Consider the following 21447-nt stretch of genomic DNA (forward strand, 5'->3'; position numbering starts at 1 on the left):
TTTTATCCAAATGCCAGCTCTGCTTTCGATGTGCAAGCGAATGATTTTGATTGATTTTTTCTAAGAGGATTTGTTGAAATGAGAGAATCTCACAATATTCAGTGCTCTCATTCAAGTTGCAAACGATAAATTATCCTTATAAATCAATGTGATGTATCACTTATATATCCATGGAAAGTGGCATAGCATCGATAGAGGTTATTAATGCTGATATCAGAAGGAGAGCTGGCGTTCGGTTTTTGAAGAACTTGCTCAGAACTACAATGGTGATCTGTAAGGATTAATGTCCCCCTTTGTCTGAGCTCATCCCTATACAGGAGGCTTAGACTGTGAAGCATACTCTAGAAAAGTCGAGCATGAGAAGCAAATACTGTGAATAAAAACCAGTAATATTTTACCATAAAAAGTCATGCTGAGCTAAAACCCTTAGGATAAATTTTCCATTTTTTTCTTAATTACAGGGAACACAAATGATATCATCCAAGTAGATTAGTTTCTTAAAGGAAGTAAAAACAAACAAATTATTGCTTAATAAAGATTATGCTTCAGAGGTAGGAAGAAAATAAGTAAAGAAGCGAAACTACATCATATTGAGTGATAAGAATAATTTATCGTTTGCAATTTGAATGAGAGCTTCGAATATTTGAGATTCTCTCACCTCAAATCCTTTTAGAGTAAATCAATCAAAATCATTCGCTTGCATATCACAAGCAGAGCTGGCATTTGGATAAAAAATCTTCAAGAAAGAAGTAAAAATATCTCTTCTGAACCGTCTCAATGCAAGGGCTGTCGCGGCATTGGGAGCTGGCACGTAGAATGATAGGATTCTGCTTGTTATTGCCTCACTACCTTCTCTTTCCTCTCAACAAATAGAACGAAGCATAACGATGATAAAATATCTTTAAAAAGAACGCCCTCTTATCGAAATTTCCTTCAATAAATTTAAGAACTTCAGACGTATCTCCTCATGATTGAATAAAAAAGCATCTTTGAGTTTCTGATCTCTGCTTTATGGTTCTCGAACTTAGAAAGCGAGCTACACACAACCTAAAAGAATAATATAATCCAAATAAAATTTTTCATATCCACATACAAACATAGCCGCTTTTATGAATGCAGCCGCATAAAAAGCTTTACCTTCTTCTCAAAAAAAGTGGACGTGCTCCGATTTAAGGATTCTTAATATATTATCTTTGCTAATAAACTTACCAGTGCACGTAATATAACGCTCTAGATATATCTACTCTCTTTAAAAATAATCCTATAATTTCATGCCACTTTATAAACTGTAATACAAAATAACAAAGTTAAGAGAAACTTTTGATAATGCAAACTCTATAAAAATACTCAACACACAATCTGTTATCTGTGGCAGAAAGACATCTTAAGAACTACATGATAAGCCTTTCTTTCATGCATCTTTGAAAAAAACGCAGCACAGTTAAGAATCAAGAAAACTACGCAATTTGCGTGAACGACTAGGATGCTTTAACTTACGAAGCGCCTTTGCTTCAATCTGACGAATGCGCTCGCGTGTAACTGAAAACTGTTGACCAACTTCCTCCAATGTATGATCAGTATTCATTCCTATACCAAAACGCATTCGCAAAACACGTTCTTCACGTGGTGTTAGTGAAGCAAGTACACGCGTTGTCGTATCGCGCAGATTAGCTTGAATAGCGGCATCTATCGGCAATAATGCGTTCCTATCTTCAATAAAATCACCCAAATGGGAATCATCTTCATCACCAACGGGTGTTTCAAGTGAAATCGGTTCCTTTGCAATTTTAAGAACTTTTCGCACTTTCTCTAAGGGCATAGAAAGTTTACTAGACAATTCTTCTGGCGTAGGGTCACGCCCGATTTCGTGTAAAATCTGACGCGATGTACGAACAATTTTATTAATTGTTTCAATCATATGAACAGGAATACGAATAGTGCGTGCCTGATCAGCAATTGAGCGTGTAATTGCCTGACGAATCCACCATGTTGCATAAGTTGAAAACTTATATCCACGACGATATTCAAATTTATCCACTGCCTTCATCAAACCGATATTGCCTTCTTGAATAAGATCAAGAAACTGCAAACCACGATTAGTATATTTTTTTGCAATTGAAATTACGAGACGCAAATTAGCTTCCACCATTTCCTTTTTTGCAATTGTCGATTCGCGCTCACCTTTCTGCACTTGTGTCACAATCCGACGAAATTCGCCAATCGAAATAGCTGTTTCTTGCGCCAAATTTTGTATTTCGCTGCGCAAAGTTTTAATTTCTTTCGCTTCACGCTTAGAAAACTCTTTCCAACCGCGTCCAGACAAAGTTGCAATATAATTAATCCAATCTGCATCTAATTCACGACCTTGGTATTCTTTTAAAAACTCCTCATGACCAACGCCATAATTATTAGCAATCCGCTTCAACTTACCTTCATTATGAATCAATCTCTTATTGATATCATAAAGCTGCTCAACCAACGACTCAATACGATTTTGGTTCAAAGAAAGAGATTTCACTGCCTGAACCAATTCGCTCTTCAATTGAATACATTTTTTCCTCTGTGAAGGTGAAAGAGCTCCCTCTTTACGCTCTGCCAAACTACTTTCAACATGCTGATCTTGTAATTTTCGCAATTTCACATAGGTTTCAGCAATAAAATCCAAAGTTCCCATAACCTGAGGACAGAGTTCATTTTCCATTGCAGCAAGCGATAAATTAACATCATCGTCTTCTTCATCATCCTCTTCGACACCTATATCTCGCGCAATATTCTCCATATCACGCATGGCAGAAGAGGACTTTTCCTCTTTTACTTTTTGGACCTCACTTCGTTCAATAACAGGAGCCTGCTTAGCTTCTGGACCTGCATAAGTCATTTCAAGATCAATAATTTCACGCAGGAGAATACGCTGCTCTTTTAATTCTTCACGCCAGATAATAAGAGCCTGAAAAGTTAAGGGACTCTCACAAAGCCCCGCAATCATTGTTTCACGTCCTGCTTCAATACGCTTAGCAATGGCAATTTCACCTTCTCGTGAAAGGAGCTCAACAGCCCCCATCTCACGCAAATACATGCGCACTGGATCATCGGTGCGATCTGTTAGCTCACGCTTGGCTGTCGTTACAAGCGCATTGCTCGTAGCTTCTACTAAATCCCCCCCCTCTACCCTAACCTCTTCTTCATAATTCTCAGCCTCACCCTCATCATCCACGACATTAATGCCCATCTCCGAGAACATCGCCAAGGTATCTTCAATTTGTTCAGATGTAACCTCATCAGGAGGAAGAACTGCGTTCAGTTCATCCATTGTCACGTAACCATTTTTTTTGGCGATTTTAACCATTTTTTTGATGGCATCATCAGAAAAATCGAGAAGAGGACTGTCCACACTCGCTTGGGTCGTTACTTCTGTATTGTCTTTCTGTTTAACCTTTGTTGCCATACCGTTAACTCCACTTGATCACTCTGCAGCTTCCACGTGACCAGTTTGTTGCGTTCCCACTTAGCGTATCAATAATTTTCCATATATACTTCTCTACTTCCTTTGAGAAGAGATCTCTCTTAGAAACAGATATATTTTATACGCTTTTCATTCACAGAAAAACGCGGGAAAACTCCAGAAGTTTCCCCGACACCTCTCAGCCTTTCTGAGATAATCTCTGCACGCTATAATAAGAACCACTTTCCCGCTATTCCTAAAATTTAGTCATCATTTTTTATAAAAATGTAGCTCTACATAAAATTTCCTTATACTTGGCCTTAGGTGACTGATTCGCTCTCAAAAAGCGAATCATTTTATCTTATCTTGCTTATTCCCGTCTATTTCTTCATCAAACCAACTTCCAAATCCTTCAATTAAAGCTTCTGTTGCTTGCATCTGTTCCAATTCTATTTTTGTTTCACACAGCAGATCAAACACCTCACTTTTAGGATTTTCCACGAGTTGCTCTTCAATATCTTGTAGTCTCTTATGTAGGTGGTATTCTTGAAGATGCAAGTAGATGGCTTGTTTTAATATAGCACGGGCATCTTCTATGGGAGCACCATAAAAGATGGTACGCATACCAATCTTTTTCACAAGATTTTTCATGAGCTCTAAAAGAACTTTTAGCCCTCTTTCTTCTAAAAGTGCAATCATTGTTTCTTTATCATGAAGCTGCTGATTTCCAAGAATTTCCAACATAGATTGATGAAAACGCACTAATTGAGTGTTTTGTAACTCCAACTCAGCAAGAACTTCAAAATTTTCATACCATAACTCAGGATAATAAGCTAAAATCAATAAAATAACGGCCTCACGCAGAGGAATAGAGTGCGAAGAATTACGTACGATGTTGGAATTTGCCAAAACAGAAAACGATTGATCTTTTAATATCCTATTTGGGGAGGACTGATAAGAGCGCCCAGTAAATTTTTTGTTCGAAAAAGAGGGACGAAAAAAGTCAAAAAGTCGTTTCTTTATATCTTGCAAATAATAACGTCGTATATCTTCATCCTTAATCGTAAAAATTTGTTGTTTGAGTTGTTTTTCTAGCGCTGCTCTCGCCTCTGGAATTTCAAAATTCTTTCCATAGGTGGCGCGCCACCACAAAAGTTCAATCAACGGAATTGATTTTTGTAAAAAAGAAGTAAAAAGCTCTGCACCACCAGCGCAAATAATTTCATCTGGATCTTTACCTTGTGGCAACAAAACAAAGCGAACAGACACCCCGGCTTTTAAAAGAGGCAGCACACGATCAGCAACACGAAAAGCAGCCTTTAAACCGGCATCGTCTCCATCAAAACACAAAATTGGATCGGTTCCTATTTGCCATAAAAGCGCAATTTGCGCTTCTGTTAACGCTGTCCCCAAAGGGGCTACAGCTCCCTCAAAACCAGCTTTAGTCAATGTGATGACATCCATATAGCCTTCAACAACGAGGAGTGCATGGTTTTTTTCATCACCAACCAAGCGGCTATTTTTGCGAGCAGACGCTGCGTTGTAAAGCATATCTCCTTTATGAAACAACACTGTTTCAGGACTATTGAGGTACTTTGCCCGTATATCTTTTTCTAACGCACGCCCTCCAAAGGCCACAACACGTCCACGTAAATCTTCAATAGGAAACATAATGCGATTTCTAAATCGGTCAGAGGAAGTCGTACCATCTTCCCCCATTTTGATAAGCCCACACTCTTCCATTTGTTTTATTGAAATACCACGCGCATTCAAAGCTTCTTTCAAAGCTGTACGCCTTGTCGGAGCAAAACCAATCCGAAAGCGCTCTGCAAGCTTTGGCGTTACACCACGCGCATCAAGATAACGACGCGCCTGCACACCTGCTTTATCACGTAAACTATATTGAAAAAAATCCGTAGCGATCTTCATAACATTATAAAGATCAGCCTTTCCCATTTGGCTCTTATGAGATTGTGGATCAAAAAGAGGGAGTTTCATTCCAGCAAAATCAGCCAAGCGCACTACACTTTCTGAAAAGTGCAACCCATCAAGCTCACAAAGAAAAGTAAAAATGTCACCACTTACACCACAGCCAAAACAATAATAACGGCCTTTATGATCATCACAATGAAAGCTTGGTGTTTTCTCACCATGAAATGGACAACAACTCCAAAAATCCCCCCGCGAAGGTTTACTTTTTTGAGGATCAAATGTTACCCTCTGGCCAATAACTGTTGAAATTGGCAATCTGGTACGCAGTTCATCAAGAAAATCAGGCGAAAAACGCATTATCTCTCACAGAGTTTTAAAATTCCTTTTTGCATATTTAACGAGTTTAGAGCATAATTCCAAGACTTCCTCTTAAGAGGTCGAAAATTTTTAAAGACCAAACAGCACATAATTTTAGAAAAAGAGAGTGAAAAAGTGATAAAATTTCTTGTTCAATATCCATGGTTAGAGACGATTTCTTGGCTGATTATTCTTATTCTTATTGCACTTTTCATTAATTTTTTAGCACGAAAATCACTCATTCACGGAGTAAAAACTCTTGGTTCTTTTCTTCCCAAGAAGACAACTAATGATATTAGAAACGCCATTCAATTCATGGCTAATATTGTTTCAGCCTTTATGCTTTCAATTGGTGTTAATTTTATACCTACATTGCCCAAAACATTCAGCACCATCATCAGCAATGTTGCTAACGCCTTAATCATTTTTTTTGTTGTCCTCACAATTTCTGCTCTTCTCAATGTCATTAATACCCTTTACGAACAAAGACCAGCAGCACGGGTAAAACCAATAAAAGGTTACATTCAAATCGCGAAAATTGCACTTTTTACTGTCGCAGTTGTTTTAATGATAGCCACCTTGATTGACCGCTCACCTCTTATTCTCTTCTCTGGTCTTGGTGCAATGGCAGCTGTCCTCATGTTGATTTTTCAAGATACGCTGCTTTCTCTCGTTGCAGGCATCCAAATTTCATCTACCGATATGATACGTGTCGGCGATTGGATTGAAGTTCCCAATCTCGGTGCAGATGGTGATGTCATTGAAATTGCTCTTCACACTGTCAAAGTTCAAAATTTCGATAACACAATCACTTCAGTGCCTATCCGTAAACTCGTGACCGATCCATTTAAGAATTGGCGTGGAATGCAAGAAGCAGGTGGACGACGCATCAAACGTTCTCTCTTCATTGACCAATCAAGCATCCGCTTTCACACAGAAAAAGAACAAAAGTATCTTTCTCGTTTTAATTTGTTAGAAGATTATTTTACACAAAAAATACCAGAAATTACAGAATGGAACGCTCGATTAGAAAAAAATCATGATGTTTTAGCCAACACTCGCCGTTTAACTAACATTGGGACTTTCCGTGCTTATATTGTTGCTTACCTACAGAAAAATCAAAGCATCGCACAAAATATGACACTTATGGCACGACAATTACCTCCAACAGAAAATGGTTTACCTTTGGAAATCTATTGCTTTACCAACACAACAGTTTGGTTGGAATATGAACAAATTCAATGTGATATTTTTGACCACCTCTATTCCATTCTTCCTAATTTTGGTCTAAAGATTTTTCAAAATCCAAGCGGCTATGATTTTAATCATTTATTAGAAAAGAAAGCAAAGTAAGACGATACACTTCAATTCGTCAATTTTGAGATTGATCTTCTTTATGACAATAGAAAAAGAAAAAGTATCATGAATAGTTCATTGGTACTCCTTCATCTTGCAGGCGCTATTTCTTTACTTCTTTGGGCCACACGTATGGTGCGCACTGGAGTTGAACGCGCCTATGGTGACAAGCTTAAATACAAAATGCGCCACGTCATTTCCAAACCATTTTTTGCTGTAAGCTTTGGACTTCTTACAGCTATGATTTTACAAAGCTCTACAGCAATAACGCTCCTTGTTGGTTCTTTTGTGGAATCTGGTTTTGTCTCTGGATTAGCGGGACTGATGGCTGTACGTGGGGGAGAACTAGGATCGGCATTGGTTGTAAAAATTCTCTCCTATGACCTCACCATCGTTGTGCCATTGTGTCTTTTAATCGGCACTTGTATTTTCATGACAACTGAAAAACGCGATTGGCGTCAAATCGGACGTATCATCATCGGTATTGGCCTTTTGATTTTATCTTTACAAATGATAAGCGCAGCCACAGAGCCTTTACGTGATAGCGCAGTTTTGCCTAGTATCATTAGTTATCTTTCAACCGATCCTGTCTCCACTTTTTTATTGGCAGCTGTCCTGACCTATCTCTTGCATTCATCGATTGCAGGAATCATTTTGCTGGTCAATTTTGCCAACTATAACCTTATCCATGCACAACTGTGTATTATTATGGTCCTAGGAGTCAACTTTGGTTCTTCTCTCATAGCACCACTTTTAACACGCAACGCCTCCCCTAATACGCGACTCGTGCCATTGGGAAATTTACTGATGCGTGGAGCCGGTTCAATCCTTGTCCTTATTTTATTTCTCTTCTTTCAACCACCTATAACGTGGCTTGGCAATGAAGTTTCTACTCAAGTTATTAATGCCCATATTGTTTTCAATGTTTTCATTCTCCTTGCAGGGATACCGCTCTCGAAATGGGTGTTACAACTGACTACTAAGATTGTCCATTTAAGTACAAAAAAAGTGCAAACTGATAAAATTCTTAATTTATCCGATCAAACAGCTCTTGATGATAGCGTTCTTGAACGTCCGACTCTTGCACTCTCTAACGTCATGCGTGAAGTGATTCATATTTGTGACCTTGTGGATATCATGCTAGAAAAAATCATGGGACTTTATGAAAAACCTGATCCCGACATCATCCGTGAGCTTAACCAGCTAAACACTATATTGGAGAAAAAGCATATCGCAATAAAACTTTATCTTGCACGATTAGCTGGACAGAAATTATCGGATGAAGAAGCCCTCCAAACACAAGAACTTCTAAGTACTTGCATAAAATTAGATCAAGCAGGAGACATCATTATCCATAATATGCTTATGCTAGTTAAAAAGAAACAACAAAAAGGCTTACAATTCAGTAGTGACGGATGGAATGACCTTCTTCGTTTCCATGCCATTGTTCTGGCTAATGCCCATATCGCATTTAATGTTCTTGTCTCACGTGACACACATGCCGCACATTTACTGGTACAGAAAAAAGATCAGCTCCGAAATTTAGAAAAAGAGATGAATTTAAAACATTTTAAACGCCTGCGTGAGGGTGAACTTAAAAATGTAGAATCATCCAGTCTTCACCTTGACACTGTACGCGATCTGAAACAAATTAACTCCCTTTTGACCTCAATGATCTATCCAATTTTAGAAGCGAAGGGATTACTCAAAAGTTCCCGCCTGCGTAATCCTACAGAATAGAAAACAGTGAAATTTTAACTTTAAAAATACTTACACGAGAAGAATAACGGTTATCATTCAGAAAAAATAGCGTCATAAGAAATGCAACTCTTAGTTGGATTACGATTATTATAACAATATTTTTAGAGATTCAAGTTACATAACAATTTGCAAAGAGTTAAACAAAAATAGCTTTAAACCTCATTGATAGTATATTGCCAAACTTCTTTTTAGAAATTTTGAATGTTATTTATTTTTATTTCTAAATATAATTTTAAATTTTCAAATATTATTATAATAATTGGGAAAAATTATATTCATAAATAAAATTTATTTAAAATATAAATTAGAACACTCTAAATTTACTTTCAAAAATACTTTCTGTTTTTATGGAAAAATATTGCTAATCTTGACACTTTTTGCTATTGTAGAGTCGCTTATATGCGTTTATGACTTTTGGATAGAACGCTGCATAAGAATATGTTCAAGCAAGTTAAAAATCTGTAAAGTAAAAATTGTAATAAAGTGTTCAGCAGCGATATCTTCCACTTCTGGAGAAAGAAGTAATAAGCCTTGACCTTTACAAAGCTTATCCTAGTTAGAACTAACAGTTCACAGGCAAAGGAAGGAAAATGTAATGGAAGACGCAAAAATCGGTTGGATTACAGCTATTATCATCGGGGGGCTTGCAGGTTGTGCTGCTCAATACCTTATGAAAAACCAGACAGGAGTATTTCTAAACATTATCTTAGGAATTATTGGAGCCGCATTAGCCAGCTTTCTTTTTGGCCTTTTAGGTATCAGTTTTGCTGGTTGGGTTGGTTATCTTATTTCAGGTTTTGTCGGAGCCTGTATTCTTATATGGTTAGGACGGAAAGTACGATCATAGAGCATTTATTCATTGCTTCAAAGCACCTTTACTGCTGAGTGCAGGGGGGTGAATTATTTGTGCCATAACTTTAGAAATTGCAGTCAGTGGGGGTGTGATGGTGAGATGCTTTAAGTTGCAGTCTTTTTGCATCACTATCATCATATCATCAAGCGAGCAGGGAAGAAGTTCTTGAGTAACTCATCACCTCAAATGCATCAATATGCCAGTGTGCTCACAACTGCAGGAATGGGGTTATTTTAATGCAATACTAACTTTCTTTTCTATAACTCATGCTCACATTTTTATCGCCTCGAACAGAGGAATGCTACAGTTTAATCTTGATAATCACACAATTCTCATAAAATGGAATATGCTCATCAAAGATTATCAAACCACACGCATCTCACTGGAGCATCAATACAGCCAATAAATACATCTTATAAAAACCAATACTGAAAATCAAAACTTCACTCGTGCAACGCTTAACCAACCAAGAGTGCACCAATGATGTCATTTTACTGTAGAATTCAAATAACCTTTTGAATCCATCGACAAAACACTATTTCCCCAGGTTTTTCGCCTTAAGTTAAGATTTGAGAATAAAGGTGAAACAGTGATAATGTTCCATTTGTGTGGAAACGTTTTATTTTTAAAGAAAAAGCATATTAGCAAAGCTATTCCATCAAATAGCCAAAGATTGGCAAAGAATATAGTGCTTAATGAAGATCAGTCTCTCAAATACGCATAAGAATTAAAAACTTACCCATTGTTTTTCTGAAAAAACTCAGGTTGTTTTTAAAACAGTAGCTCAATGGCGAGAATTTCTGCTTATCCTAAGGAAAATCACATAGCATCAATAAACGTTATGACCCTGGTATCAGAAAGGAACCTGATATGTGATTTGCTAAGAGTTTTTTAACGCCTATGGACTGTAGACTAAGATAATCTGTAATGATCGATATCACTTTTGTCTAGAGTCACTCTATATTGTAGAATATAGATTATGCAGGTGGTTATAAATAAGATAAAAATGAGCGGAAGAACAGTGCAAAGAAGTAAGCCAAGATTTGATCCGGAAAAGCTATAATATCGTGGTGAAAATCACGCTGTGGAAGGATGCCTTAGACTAAGCTCTACGTCTCCTTCTTAACGACAAGAAAAGGAAATGATAATTATCTAAGTACCTCACTTCTTGAGGGAAATGAAAATACACAAACTATAATGATAAAAGTATGCTCAGAGTCAAAAAGAAAACCTATGAAAAAGAAAAAAGTCAACAAATTAATTTATAAGAATAATTAACCGTTCTGCAACTTGAATGAAAGCCCCGCATATTGTAAGATTTTCTCATTTCCCACTTTCTTTATAATGATCAATCAAAATCATTCACTTACGTATCACAAATGAAGTTGGCGTATGAGGAAAAAACTCTTCAAAAAAAGGAGTAAAAATACTTCTTATGAATCGTCTCAATGCAAGGATTGTCAGCAGCATTTGAAGCTGGAAAATAGAATGATGGTGCTAACTTATTGCCTGTTACTTCATCCTACCCTTCTCTCCCGCTAAAACTTTTTTCAAATAAAAAACATTACAGAACAATGATGGATATTGCTAAAACAAAACGGCATCTTATTGAGAGGTTTTTCAATAAACTAAAACATTTCAGATATATCTCCAGTGATTTGATAACAAACTCCTTCTTTTATTGGGATTCCTGGTCTCTATTTGAATTATCCTCTAGAGTAGAAAATTAAATACACAGATAGGATTACGCTAAGAAAATACTCTATTCCCTTTTACATTTTTCTATTTAGAATATTGCTGCCTTTGCATTTCTGCATTACAACGACGATGTTTTTCTATCATCCTGCACAAAGCATATGGAATACGGTTTTAAGTATAAAGTGAAACGATGTCTGATCCTAAAGATTCTATCTTGCCACCTCTGAAATGGCTATCAGATCAAGATCCTCCAGTACCAACTCACATCAAAGATTGGCTCATGGAATTAGGATCTATGACACGTCGATTTGAAAACCACTGCACTTACATACATATCAAACCACAACGTGAATGTTTTATTACGCGTGATAAACTTAAAGAAGAAGCTGCGCATCTGCCCAAGAGCACACGTTATTGGTTACGCGAAGTCATACTAATGGGAGACAACCAACCTTGGCTCCTTGGGCGCACAGTGATACCGCAAGAAACCCTATTCGAACACAATGAAGCACTGATAAACTTAGGGGATGTACCACTGGGACGCTATTTATTCAGTATTGATAAATTGACCCGCGATTACATCCATATCGGAAGAAAAGATACGCTGTGGGCACGCCGCTCCCGTTTACGATTAACAGGCAAGCCATTATTATTAACCGAATTGTTTTTAGCAGCTTCACCTCTTTACACAACAAATCCCATATAAATAGAGGATATCAATATCTTAAAGAGAAATACAATGTGAAACAGAGAGCAAATGTCCTGTTTACATCTCAGCAAAAAGCACCACTCACTTGTTCACTTCAAAGTATTTCTATACACTCAATTTTTTTAAAAAATATTGCTTATCAACATGAATGACTCCGCATTATCTGTACAATTGACAAGCTGCTAACAATCAAAATAATTTTAGATGTCCTTTGCGTTTGATAAGATTTACGGTACTTTTCATCAAAGCTTATTGCCAAACTTTGGAATAATGCATTTTTCCTCTATAGAGAGTTTTCTTTAGTCTCAATAGCCTAGAAAGGACCGCGCAATCCCTCACCGCCTTTATTGACGTCAAAGTTTTACAAAAGACGTATTTAACTTCTACTACATCAAGCTGATGGGAAAGTTTACCCAATAACCATTATTTTCTCTTATTCTTTTTTTACCAATCTCAAACGACTAGATTCTTTTTATGAAAACGCTCTGACTCTTCACACTCTTCTACCACTTTAGCTAAAATAGACTGTCGGATAATCATCAGCTTTGAGCTTCTCTTGACCATACTGAAAAATATCACAATCCCTAACCACAACGCCAATTCAATGGATCATCCATTAAACGAAACATAGCAAGATATATTTTATCCTGCACCTTTAAATTCAAAACAATTCAAACTGCTTTATCCATCTTTGTGATGCAATATAAATTTGTCCGATTCTGTTCGAGCAAATTATCTATGGTGATTTCTTCCACAAGGCCAGTTTTCTAAAAATTTACCAATCTAACCATATATTCTCTCAACAAATTAAGTTCTATGCAACTCACTCTCTAAGCTAGAAAAAAATCGAAACAGAGATAAGGAATCTCATAAAAGAAACAGCTTTTTATCAAATCGTCAGAAAAAACATCTAAAGTGTTTCATTTTCATTGAAAAAACCTTCAATGTTGGGTTCTTTAAAAGCATTTTTTACCAATCCTTATACGTCTTACAAGGCATGATTAAAAAATAATGAACATCAAGGTCTTAGAAAATCTAAAAACAGGACTTTACCTCTTCATATAATAGACCTATACTCTCAAGCTTAAGCAAAACATTGTAATAACAATACACACACCATCTGTTATGGTGGTGTTTTTTGTGTAACGTTGGTCATTATATCTTTCAGATAACGAATTGTGGGCGCACACTATGACACAAACTATTCCATCTCCTAAGCCTTGGAGTATAAACAAACCTACAGCTCTTTTAGTATTGGCCAATGGAACAGTTATTGAGGGTAAAGGAGCAGGCGCTACAGGTTTTGCTGAAGCTGAAATATGTTTTAACACAGCCATGACAGGCTATGAAGAAATTCTCACAGATCCCTCATATAAAAAACAAATTGTGAACTTTACTTTCCCTCATATTGGCAATGTGGGAACCAATAGTGAAGATATTGAAGATCTCATACCCCTCAATTGTCATGGAGCAGTCGGTGCTATTTTCAAAGCAGACATTACTCACCCTTCTAACTACCGCGCAAATGAAAACCTTAATCAATGGTTAAAAAAGCGTAAAATCATTGCACTTTGTGGTATCGATACACGAGCATTAACCGTTCTTATTCGCGAAAAAGGTGCACTAAATGGCATCATTGCCCATGATCCAAATGGAAATTTTGATATCAATACTCTGAAAAAACGTGCTCAAAAATGGACTGGTCTCGTAAATCTTGATCTGGCACAAGAAGTAACATCAAAGCAATCAATGAAATGGAATGAAAAACCATGGGTTTGGAATAAAGGCTATAAAACAAATAATGATGCATCTAATTTTCACATTGTCGCGATTGACTATGGCATTAAACGCAACATTCTGCGACTTATAGCTGCACACAGTGCACATATAACCATTGTTCCAGCAAACACAAATATAGAAGAAATTCTGGCAATGAATCCTGATGGTGTTTTTCTTTCCAATGGACCAGGCGATCCAGCCGCCACAGCCAATTATGCTGTTCCAACCATTCAAGCACTCATTGACAGCAATATACCACTTTTTGGCATATGTCTCGGCCACCAACTTCTGGCTCTTGCTGTTGGAGCAAAAACCATAAAAATGCATCAAGGACATCATGGTGCAAATCATCCTGTTAAAGACTTTATTACCGGAAAGGTCGAAATTGTTTCAATGAATCATGGTTTTACTGTAGATACAACATCTTTGCCGCAGCATGTTGAAGAGACACATATTTCTCTTTTTGACAACTCAAATTGCGGTCTTCGCATCATCGGAAAACCAGTTTTTTCTGTTCAACATCACCCCGAAGCATCGCCCGGACCACAAGACAGCCACTACCTATTTCAACGTTTTTTCAATCTGATTATGGATTATAAAAAAACAGCTTAATCGAAGGAGTTTATTTTTTGGATTTTTACCAAAAATTATAGTGTTTTTTTGCGTGAAAAGGCTACGTAAATTGTTTAAACAAAAACATGTAAAAAATGGGGCCAAAGATTGAACTTAATGAAATAACAGATACCATGGCTCCCTACAATTCTCCTTAAACATTTATGGGAACCTGTGCTGAAGCAATAGCACGCATAGGTGCATGAACAAGATATTAAAGCATTGTACAGACAAAAACCACTTAAACCATCCACCCTTGCATTGCAAATGTATAGCCAAGCATAGCAGTCAGTGCAAACAAAAAAAACGCTATCGCAAATACACCAATGACTCCATCACTTAGAAAAATAAGACAAAGTGAAAGCGATCACACAAACTGGCCTATTCCGAAAACACTATGAGACAATCCAATAAACAATATATTCCAGTCATAACGTTCTCTAGTAATGAATGCCCAAACGTTTAGCCATACAGATTCTGCAAGCCAATAAAGAAAAAAGACTATAATATCCAAATAACTGTTCGATATTGTCTAAGTTGCAAAACCGCACCTAAAGGATTTGTGCGCTTAATATCAAAATAATGCCTATCCTGTATAGGAAGAGTTTCTGAAAACATCTAAAGAAAAAATAAAATTAATGAGTGAAAAACCAGCGACAAAATAAAATAGAACACACCGATCAAATTAACCTAAAAAAAACCGCCGATAAACGAGCCTAAAACAACCCCCAATCGGGATGTCTATTCCTCACAGGCCAAAATTGCGTTTGCGAATCCTATCATCAGATATATCAGCTAAATAAGTTGTGCAGCTTGTAAAACTAACACTCCTCATCCCTGAAAAAACGCCCGATAAACAACCTAAAATAACTACACGCTATAGCTACATATAAGATTATCAAGAGCAAAACCAATCATAGAGATAAGCAAGATAAGACGGCAGCCATAATGAGCTTAAAGATTGCCAATAACAGAAGAAAATAAAAATTGCATCACTGAATAAGCCATAAGTAACTTTGCTTTTTTCACAGAAGACGTACTCATATCCTTTCCATTTAATTAAGAAAAATATTCCGGCAAAACAAGCCTAATGATTGCAATACCAATAATATCCAATAACAAAATGAAAACAACACAAGACTACGCTGAATAAATTTTAGATCAAATTTTTAATCATTGATAGCAGGCAATTTCTTCCCTACTATCCTCTAAATCCTACCCGCTATTAAAAACCACTCCATAACATAACTTATTCTCACCCCAAATATTACTAAAGTGAAAGAATTTTAGAAAAAACCAAAAATAATCTACCAATCCTCATTTTAATCTAATACAAAGCATTACATGCACTTTTATGAAGTATCATGATATTTCTAATCAATCCCTTTTGATGAATTAAATGAACTTAATTTCCACTATAGTAATCCGATAATAGCTCTATTTATATATAAATAATATTATAAAATACACAAAATGAATATAGATATTCTTATCTTAAAATATTAAAAAAACTAATCGAATTTTAAATTAATGCAAAATTTCATACAAAAAATATAAATTTACGAAAACAAACATTTTTCATTTAAAAATTATTTGCGCTATAAAGTGTAAGTCTAACTTCATCATTGAATATTTTATATAACATTATAAATTTTTCTATTTAATACTTATAATTATTTTTCCAAAACTAAGTATATTATATAAAAAATTTTATTCTGTAATCGCAGAAAATATTCACATTATACACAATATGTGTATAATGAAATCAAAATTATAACTCTATCTATTGGTACTATGATTTATTATATGCTATCATTAGCTCAACAATGCTATTTGATTAGCGTGGAAAAATACTCCTTTTAGTGATGATTAGCCGATGAATTATTATTTCAAAAATGGTGCATAAAATGCGAAAAATACTCCAATTCATTTTAATCTCAGTGTTGGCTATAGGATGTGATATTAAGGATTCTTATGCAAATAAGGATGTTTCAGAAAACAACATGGAGACACAACAAACAGCCAGAGTGAACCTAGATCCATATACCTTAAATAAACTGAACATTCTTCTTGAAGAACGCTCAAAAGCTAATGATCATAATATAGGAGAAATGATTGCCTTTCTGTCTAAAGCTTTTTTAGGGACACCTTACCAGCCCAATATGCTCCATGGCTCAGAAAATACACCCGAAAAATTAATAATTGACTTTAGAGGTTTAGATTGCTTCACTTATCTGGATTATGTTGAAGCATTACGCAAATCAACATCACAAACAGAATTTATCAATAACGTCATACGAACTCGTTATGTTGAGGGTGATGTTAATTTTTTGAATCGGAAGCATTTTTTCACTGACTGGGCTTATAGACAATATAAAATTGCCAATGATATCACTGCACAGATAAGCCCTAATGCGGTAACTACTGAAAAATATCTCAATAAAAAAGCTGATGGTGCAAACTACCTCCCGGGATTACCTATAGTCAAACGTAATATAACATATATTCCAAGCCAATTTATTAATGAAGAGGTTATAAACCGTTTACAATCTGGCGATTTCATTGGTATTTATACTAAACTTGCTGGATTAGATGTGACCCATGTGGGTTTCTTTATTATGACCGATAATGGTCCTATGTTAAGAAATGCTTCCTCACGAAAAGAAAATGAAAAGGTAGTTGATTCCCCTTTTATGGATTATGTTAGCAAAACACCAGGAATTATCGTTTTAAGAGCTCTCCAATAATTTATATGGGGTAAAATCCTCATATTAGCAAATATATATTGAAATTATTAAGGTAAATATCCAAATCTGCGTACGCTATAGAGATACAATATCTTTTTTATAATTTTAATAGCAAAATCACAGAGTTTTTGTCTAGATTCATATATTGATACAATAGATCATTTAGTACCACTAATTATCACTTTTTTTGCCATAATAATTTGATCATAAAATTAAAATCCTATTCGTGATTTTGATATAAGTTTCTCATCAATACCTCACTTAACTTACACATTCCCGTGCAAGAAAAAGTGCGAAAAGTTATAATTAAAAAATTTATAATAACAAACATACAATAATGATAAGCACGTTATAGCCTATCACTTCTCATAATTTCCCATTTCATTCCACAAAATTCAATTTGCCTGTAAATAACTCCTTATGTTTCATCATAAACAGTAGTATTTAAATTCGAGTTTTTCGCATATTATTATCAAAAATCATAACTCCGCATATTCATATAAAGTTGATCAGCCTCAAAGAAGATAATTATCTTTAATCCTATGAAAAAAGCATGGAAAAGGCATTTTATAGCTTACTTTCTTCGTCTATTAACCTATAAAATATTTTAGTCTCAAAATTTAAATTACTCTGCCTGCTGTAATCGGACAGGAATGTTTGTCATAGGAAAAAACAATGCCAAAACGCACAGATATAAAATCTATTCTTATCATTGGAGCAGGACCTATTGTTATTGGTCAGGCATGTGAATTCGACTATTCTGGCACACAAGCCTGTAAAGCATTAAAAGAAGAAGGTTACCGAATTATTCTGGTTAATTCTAATCCCGCCACCATTATGACGGACCCAGAGTTAGCTGACGCAACTTATATTGAACCCATTACTCCTGAAATTGTTGCTCAAATTATTGCCCATGAACGCCCTGACGCCCTTTTACCAACTATGGGAGGACAAACAGCCCTCAATACGGCCCTATCATTAAAACGTATGGGAATTTTAGACCGCTATCATGTTGAAATGATAGGTGCAAATGCCGATGCTATTGATAAAGCTGAAGATCGTGCTTTATTTCGTAAGGCGATGGCAAAAATTGGTCTGGAAACACCACGTTCTATGTTAGCCAACGCAACTGAACTTAAAGAAGAAAATCGCCAAAAATACGCCAAAAAACGCAATGAACTTAAAACTCAACTTTTTGGTGATGATCTTGATAAAGCACTGGAGAAGCTCGAGCATGATTGGCGTCACACAGAAGCTGACCGGAAACAACATTATATAGCACATGCTACTGCGAAGGCTGTTCAAGCTCTTGATATTATTGGTCTTCCAGCCATTATCCGCCCTTCATTCACGCTTGGTGGCACAGGCGGTGGAATTGCTTACAACCGCTCTGAATTTTATGAAATCATAGAACGCGGGCTTGAAGCTTCACCCACAACAGAAGTTTTGATTGAAGAAAGTGTTTTGGGATGGAAAGAATATGAAATGGAAGTTGTCCGCGATAAAAACGACAACTGTATCATTGTTTGTTCCATTGAAAATATTGATCCTATGGGTATCCATACTGGTGATTCAATTACCGTAGCTCCTGCTCTCACCTTAACGGACAAAGAATATCAATGTATGCGTAACGCTTCAATAGCTGTACTGCGTGAAATTGGCGTTGAAACTGGAGGATCTAATGTACAGTTTGCCGTCAACCCCGAAAATGGTCGCTTAATTGTTATTGAAATGAACCCGCGTGTTTCCCGCTCTTCAGCGCTTGCCTCAAAAGCAACAGGTTTTCCAATTGCCAAGGTAGCGGCTAAACTAGCAGTCGGCTACACACTTGATGAATTAAAAAATGATATTACGGGTGGTGCAACACCAGCATCATTTGAACCTTCTATAGACTATATTGTTACCAAGATACCTCGTTTTGCTTTTGAAAAATTTCCCGGTTCATCACCTGTCTTAACGACTGCTATGAAATCTGTGGGAGAAGTCATGGCAATCGGACGGACTTTTCAAGAATCATTGCAAAAAGCGCTTCGTGGACTTGAAACAGGTCTTACCGGTCTTGATGAAATTGTTATCCCTGAACATGCTGAGGGTGATGAAAAGAGTTCTATACGCTCTGCCATTGCAATACCAAGCTCTGATCGTCTACGCTACATAGCCCAAGCAATACGAACGGGTTTGCCTTTAAATGAAATTCATCAAATTAGCAAAATTGATCCATGGTTTTTAGAGCAAATAGCCTCCATCATTGAAATGGAAGAGCGCATCCGCACCCATGGACTGCCCCAAGACGCAGACAATCTACGCATGTTGAAAGCTATGGGTTTTTCGGATGCACGATTAGCCACCCTTACGGGACAAGAACCAGATGATATTGCTGCTTTGCGCAAGTCGCTTAATGTTAAACATGTTTTCAAACGGATTGACACTTGTGCAGCTGAGTTTTCTTCACCTACAGCGTACATGTATTCAACATACGAAGTCCCCTTTGCGGGTGTAGAACATTCAGAAGCACAAGTTTCTGAACGTAAAAAAATTGCTATTTTAGGTGGAGGACCAAATCGCATCGGACAAGGGATCGAATTTGACTATTGTTGCTGCCACGCTGCCTTTGCATTGCGTGATGCAGGCTTTGAAGCCATTATGATTAACTGTAACCCTGAAACAGTTTCAACCGATTATGATACCTCTGATCGTCTTTATTTTGAATCTTTAACAACAGAAGATGTTATTGCTATTTTAGAAACAGAACAACAAAAAGGCGAATTGCTTGGAGTTATCGTTCAATTTGGTGGACAAACACCACTGAAATTGGCAAAAGCATTAGAACAACATAATATTCCCATCTTAGGCACTTCACCTGATGCTATCGATCTAGCAGAAGACAGAGATCGCTTTCAAAAATTGTTGTTCAAGCTTAATTTAACACAACCCAAAAATGGTATTGCTCATTCGGTTGAACAAGCACATTTTATTGCTCATGAACTGGGTTTTCCATTGGTTGTACGCCCCTCATACGTTTTAGGAGGACGTGCTATGGAAATTATCCGCGATGAGCGTAGTTTGCAAAATTATTTGCTCGAGAGTGTACCTGAGTTGGTACCAGAAAATATCAAAGCCCGTTATCCCAATGACAAAATAAGCCAACTCAATACATTGCTTGGTAAAAATCCACTTTTATTCGATACCTACCTGACAGAAGCGATTGAAGTTGATATTGACTGTCTGTGTGATGGAAAAGAAACGTTGGTTGTAGGCATTATGGAACATATCGAAGAAGCGGGAATTCATTCTGGTGATTCAGCATGTTCTTTGCCAGTCCATACACTTTCATCTGAAATAGTAGCTGAATTAGAGCGTCAAACCAAAGCATTAGCACAAGCACTTCATGTTCGTGGTTTGATGAATGTCCAATATGCCATTAAAGATGGTACAATCTATGTCTTAGAAGTCAACCCCCGTGCTTCGCGTACTGTTCCATTTGTTGCAAAAACGATTGGCCGCCCTATTGCGAAAATGGCCACACGTATTATGATAGGAGAAACTCTCCACGATGCCCTAAAAGCTTACGGTGGATTACCCTCTCCACAATATAAACAACGTATTGCTGTCAAAGAAGCTGTTTTTCCTTTTGCTCGCTTTCCAGGTGTCGATACGCTTCTTGGTCCGGAAATGCGCTCAACCGGTGAAGTTATGGGACTTGATTATGAATTTGCTCTTGCTTTTGCTAAAGCCCAACTTGGAGCTGGTGTTGAACTTCCAAAAGAGGGGACTTTATTCGTTTCTGTGAAAGATGAAGACAAAAAACATATTTTAGATCCCGTAAAACGTTTAATTGCACTTGGCTTTTCTGTATTAGCAACAAGTGGAACACAAAAATTTCTCACCAACCATAATGTTGAAGCAAAAAAAATCAATAAAGTACTAGAAGGGCATCCTCATATTGAAGATGCTATTCGTAATCGACAAATTCAATTGATTTTTAATACGACCAGCACTGCTAGTGCCATCTCAGACTCTAAATCATTACGCCAAGCAGCACTTATGCAAAAAGTTCCCTATTATACAACAATAGCTGGAGCTAAATCTGTAGCAGAAGCTATCGAAGCACTCACAAAAAGTAACCTTGAAGTGCGCTCATTACAAAACTATTTCATTTAAGTTTTTTGTTATGCCGGAAAGCGTAAAAATCAAAAAAACA

The 21447-nt window shown here is 36.6% G+C and carries 9 protein-coding genes and 1 pseudogene; 7 read left to right on the forward strand and 3 right to left on the reverse strand.

Features of this window, described 5'->3' with window-relative positions; translation table 11 throughout:
- Positions 1–1441: 1441 nt before the first annotated feature.
- Together rpoD and dnaG are read right to left on the reverse strand one after the other, a co-directional pair.
- Positions 1442–3445 carry an RNA polymerase sigma factor RpoD gene (gene rpoD / locus AYT27_RS05865; protein WP_011180995.1) on the reverse strand — a complete coding sequence of 668 codons (2004 nt, stop codon included), beginning with the start codon at positions 3443–3445 and terminating at the stop codon, positions 1442–1444.
- Between the two features lie 348 nt (positions 3446–3793).
- A complete protein-coding gene (gene dnaG, locus AYT27_RS05870) occupies positions 3794–5731 on the reverse strand; it encodes a DNA primase (protein WP_011180996.1) in 1938 nt (645 codons plus the stop codon).
- A gap of 135 nt (positions 5732–5866) precedes the next feature.
- On the opposite strand from dnaG, the gene AYT27_RS05875 reads away from it, so the two are divergent.
- The 5 genes from AYT27_RS05875 to carA all read left to right on the forward strand — a co-directional run bounded on the left by AYT27_RS05875 (position 5867) and on the right by carA (position 14499).
- Positions 5867–7084, forward strand: coding sequence for a mechanosensitive ion channel family protein (locus AYT27_RS05875; protein ID WP_011180997.1), 1218 nt, complete (start codon positions 5867–5869; stop codon positions 7082–7084).
- A gap of 69 nt (positions 7085–7153) precedes the next feature.
- The gene (locus tag AYT27_RS05880; protein WP_011180998.1) at positions 7154–8827 is read left to right on the forward strand and encodes a Na/Pi cotransporter family protein; all 1674 of its coding nucleotides are present in this window, start codon (positions 7154–7156) and stop codon (positions 8825–8827) included.
- A gap of 616 nt (positions 8828–9443) precedes the next feature.
- The gene (locus tag AYT27_RS05885) at positions 9444–9695 is read left to right on the forward strand and encodes a GlsB/YeaQ/YmgE family stress response membrane protein (RefSeq protein WP_011180999.1); all 252 of its coding nucleotides are present in this window, start codon (positions 9444–9446) and stop codon (positions 9693–9695) included.
- 1894 nt (positions 9696–11589) lie between these two features.
- On the forward strand, positions 11590–12105 hold the full coding sequence (gene ubiC / locus AYT27_RS05890; RefSeq protein WP_011181000.1) for a chorismate lyase: 516 nt from the start codon (positions 11590–11592) through the stop codon (positions 12103–12105).
- Between the two features lie 1194 nt (positions 12106–13299).
- Positions 13300–14499: a glutamine-hydrolyzing carbamoyl-phosphate synthase small subunit gene (gene carA / locus AYT27_RS05895; protein WP_011181001.1), complete on the forward strand. Its 1200-nt coding sequence runs from the start codon at positions 13300–13302 to the stop codon at positions 14497–14499.
- Between the two features lie 64 nt (positions 14500–14563).
- Here carA and AYT27_RS09700 read toward each other — a convergent pair.
- Positions 14564–15650 (reverse strand): annotated as a pseudogene (locus AYT27_RS09700) (MFS transporter); the annotation flags it as partial.
- Between the two features lie 756 nt (positions 15651–16406).
- Here AYT27_RS09700 and AYT27_RS05900 point away from each other — a divergent pair.
- Both AYT27_RS05900 and carB read left to right on the forward strand, forming a co-directional pair.
- Positions 16407–17246 carry a DUF1460 domain-containing protein gene (locus tag AYT27_RS05900; RefSeq protein WP_011181002.1) on the forward strand — a complete coding sequence of 280 codons (840 nt, stop codon included), beginning with the start codon at positions 16407–16409 and terminating at the stop codon, positions 17244–17246.
- 675 nt (positions 17247–17921) lie between these two features.
- The gene (gene carB / locus AYT27_RS05905) at positions 17922–21407 is read left to right on the forward strand and encodes a carbamoyl-phosphate synthase large subunit (RefSeq protein WP_011181003.1); all 3486 of its coding nucleotides are present in this window, start codon (positions 17922–17924) and stop codon (positions 21405–21407) included.
- Positions 21408–21447: the final 40 nt, after the last annotated feature.

Origin of the sequence: Bartonella henselae str. Houston-1 (assembly GCF_000046705.1) — a bacterium.
Lineage (GTDB): Bacteria > Pseudomonadota > Alphaproteobacteria > Rhizobiales > Rhizobiaceae > Bartonella > Bartonella henselae.